At 67.9% G+C, this 3,089-nt stretch carries 3 protein-coding genes; all 3 read right to left on the reverse strand.

The genetic code is table 11. The features are described 5' to 3' along the window. Positions 1-483: 483 nt before the first annotated feature. From ABEJ63_RS02280 to ABEJ63_RS02290, 3 genes are read right to left on the reverse strand one after another with little or no spacing between them, the layout of a single operon-like run. Positions 484-1,524: a Brp/Blh family beta-carotene 15,15'-dioxygenase gene (locus ABEJ63_RS02280; protein WP_375794728.1), complete on the reverse strand. Its 1,041-nt coding sequence runs from the start codon at positions 1,522-1,524 to the stop codon at positions 484-486. After that, positions 1,521-2,288: a lycopene cyclase domain-containing protein gene (locus tag ABEJ63_RS02285; RefSeq protein WP_375794729.1), complete on the reverse strand. Its 768-nt coding sequence runs from the start codon at positions 2,286-2,288 to the stop codon at positions 1,521-1,523. Before ABEJ63_RS02285 ends, ABEJ63_RS02280 begins: the two co-directional genes overlap by 4 nt. 56 nt (positions 2,289-2,344) lie before the next feature. Then, positions 2,345-3,025 (reverse strand): bacteriorhodopsin, encoded by a 681-nt coding sequence (locus ABEJ63_RS02290; RefSeq protein WP_375794772.1) that lies wholly within the window; start codon positions 3,023-3,025, stop codon positions 2,345-2,347. Positions 3,026-3,089: the final 64 nt, after the last annotated feature.

Raw genomic sequence — 3,089 nt, forward strand, 5'->3', positions numbered from 1 at the left:
CCCGAGCCGACAGGCAAGCGGTTCTGCATCAACTCCGCTGCCCTCGAGTTCGACGACGACGAATAGTGACCTCCTCCACGGCCTGAAGGCCGTGGCATCCGGCCACCGGATGACCAGCCTGCCGAAACAGCCCGTTCCGGTTCCAACCCGCACTCAGAGGGACCCGGCAGCATACCGGCGACACTCTCGTTTTCTTCCTCACTGTAGGACTGTGGCCCGGTCACGCAGGCCCCATCGGAATCCGTGTCATTGCCGTATCACCGCCCGTTGTCTGTTGGGGCCGGCATCTCACCGATTCCGTAACAGGCTGTGATACGTCGGACCACAATAAACACAGTCGGTTGGTCATCCAGTTCGGCCACAGTACGACGGTTTCTCGGCAAGAGTGTCCGCTCACCCCCCGCCTGTTCGCTCCTCGGTTCCGACAGCGCGTCGGACCACTCGTCGCTCACGGGAAGGCGGGGGTATGCGCTCGTATCTCTATCACACGGCGGGCGACCACAGTCCCTGGGCGCGGTCCATCCACGCCACCACGACGACGTGCGGGAGCGTCAGCGCCGCAATCAAAACGAGATACAGCCCGACAAACCCGGCCACGTCTGTCGGGGGCTGCGGGACGGCGACATACAGGCCGCCCAGCAGCGCGAGCGAGGCGGCCGTGAGCGGGGCGGCCTGGCGGCCGAACCGACCCAGTGCGGCCCACGGGTCGCCGGCCACGAGCGCGTCAACGGCGGGCGGGTCGAGCAGTGCCAGTCGGACGACATGCCGGAGGGCGTGCCACAGACAGAAGTAGAGCCCGACGGCGAGAATCGGCGGCACCGTCGCGAAGTACGCCGCCAGGAGCAGTGTCTCGCCAGCATCTCGGCGCCAGCCCGCGCCGTCGGCCCGCCGCAGGTAGCCAACCGCCAGATGGACGGCGACGAGCGTTGCGACCCCGCCGGCCACGACGGCCCGGGCGGTCGGTGTGAAGGCGACGGCCAGCGGGCCGATGGCGCCGGCGAACGGCGCCACGAGCGCGCGGGCGACCCGTTCGTAGGCAGCCGGGAACGCCACCAGCGGGACCAGCATCGGGAAACAGCCGCGGACGATCGCCGCGAGCAGTCGCTGGGGGCGTGTCCGGAGGTGGTCGCCGCCCGCCAGCGCGACGAGCGCGTGGACGTCGCCCTGTCCCCAGTGGGCGAGCGTGAGCAGGATGAACGTGGCAAAACAGGCGGCGGGTGCGACGAACCAGGCGCCGGCGTAGAGCCCACCGAGTACGGCGTACAGCAGACCGACGGTCGCCAGCGAGCGAGCGGTCGGCCCGGCGCCGTCGAGTCGGCCGGGGACGAGATGATCGATAGCGCCGTGCGGGAGGCCCACGAGCACCGTCGACGCCACGAGGGGGAGATACTGGAGCCAGCGCGGCACCGCAGGGTCGAACGCGAAGACGACGACGAGCAGGCCACAGGCCAGCCAGCCGGGGGCAAGCGCCAGCCGGCGGACGGTCTGTCTGGCCGGCGCCGGAGGGAGGAGTGAGACGCTCACGGCTCGGTGGGCACCGCCGCGGGGGCGGGCGTGTCGATCCCGAGCCGCTCGGTCAGCCACAACCACATGACGAGTCCCTGCACGACGAAGAGGTTCGTGCACAGGAAGAACAGCGCCTCCTCGATCGGGAGCCCGCCGAGCGTAAGCCCGGTCGTGTAGGTGGGCGACAGCTCCCAGATGCCCAGACTGATGGCGATCCGGTCGGCTGCACACAGATACACCGTCGGGAGGCCGACGCCGACCGTGACGGTCCGCCAGCGCTCGAGCAGGTACGGCCAGCCGAACGCCCACTGGATCGTGAAGACGGGGCCTGCCCACGCGAGCAGCGCGCCCAGATACGTCGTGGTGCCGCCGGCGAAATACAGCGCGAGGCCAGTGCCGCAGACGGTCAGGCCCGCGAGGGCGCCGAGCAGCCGGTCGCGAACCGGGATGGTCAGCGGGCGGTCGGCGGGTTCGACGTACTGGTAGAGCCACAGCGCGGTGATGAACGGCTGGACGAGGATGAACAGCAGTTCCTCGACGGGGATATTCCACAGGCGGGCGCGGACGACCCCCTCACCGTACCCCCATACGCCGCGGCCGATGAGTAGCACCTCCCAGGGCACCGTGTAGGTGAGCGCGACGCCCGCAAGTAGGACAATCCCCGCCCACTGGACGCGGGCCCGCGGGAGCCGGAGTCGGCGGATCGACACCGCCACCACCAGCACAAACAGTAGCGGGGCCAAGAAGACGAGGTGGAACCCGAGGTAGCTCAGCGCGGCCATACGGCTTCTGGCAGTGAAAGAAGTAAAAAACGGTCGAACCGCACCGCAGGTCGTTGTTAGTCGGCCGCCTGTGCAGCGCCGGTGGCCTGCTCCAGCACGTTCCGGCTGCGCAGCAGGATGAAGCCGAAGCCGACCTTCGCGGCCAGGTCGAGGACGGCGAACAGTGCCGTCTCCGTCGTCAGGCCGATGATGCCGAGGGTCGACTCCGTGCCGATTATCCACACAATCGGGTATGCCGTCCAGAGTACGACGACGAGATTCCGCAACGTCGAGAACGTCGACGCAACGTCGCCGGACTGTCGAGCAGCCTGACCGCTCAGCGAGGACACGAGGAAGTACAGCAGCACGACGAAGAAGCCAGTGCTGATGCCCCACCACGCGATCCGCGAGGCGGCGCCTTCGGTTGCGATGGCACCCACGAGGCCGGTGATGATCATCGCGGCGTCCAGACCGATGAGCGTCGCGATGGTGTTACGGTCGGCCCCGGCCAGCAGCGCGAGGTCGAGCAGCAGCAGCGGCGTCGTGAACAGCCAGTCAGCGTACCGAGCCCAGTAGATCTCCAGCGGCTCTGCAACGCCGCTGACGCTCACTTCGATGAGCCCGAAGCCCGTGGCCATGCTGAAGTACGACGAGAACGCGATGGCCGTGATGAACGTCGTTATGATGTAGAACTCCTGCATTTCTTCGTCCTCTTCACCCCACCCCATCGCGATGAACGCGATGGTGCCGAGCGCCATCCCTAGGGTACCGACCCAGAGGATGAGTTGCTGTGTTGCACTTGGTTGGACCATAATCCACCCG

Origin of the sequence: Halosegnis sp. (assembly GCF_042216475.1) — an archaeon.
Taxonomy (GTDB): domain Archaea; phylum Halobacteriota; class Halobacteria; order Halobacteriales; family Haloarculaceae; genus Halosegnis.

What these genes read in the sequence shown, in the direction of transcription:
- ABEJ63_RS02285 (WP_375794729.1), bottom strand. Translation starts at nt 2,288, where the DNA reads ATGGCCGCGCTGAGCTACCTCGGGTTCCACCTCGTCTTCTTGGCCCCG.
- ABEJ63_RS02290 (WP_375794772.1), bottom strand. Translation starts at nt 3,025, where the DNA reads ATGGCGCTCGGCACCATCGCGTTCATCGCGATGGGGTGGGGTGAAGAG.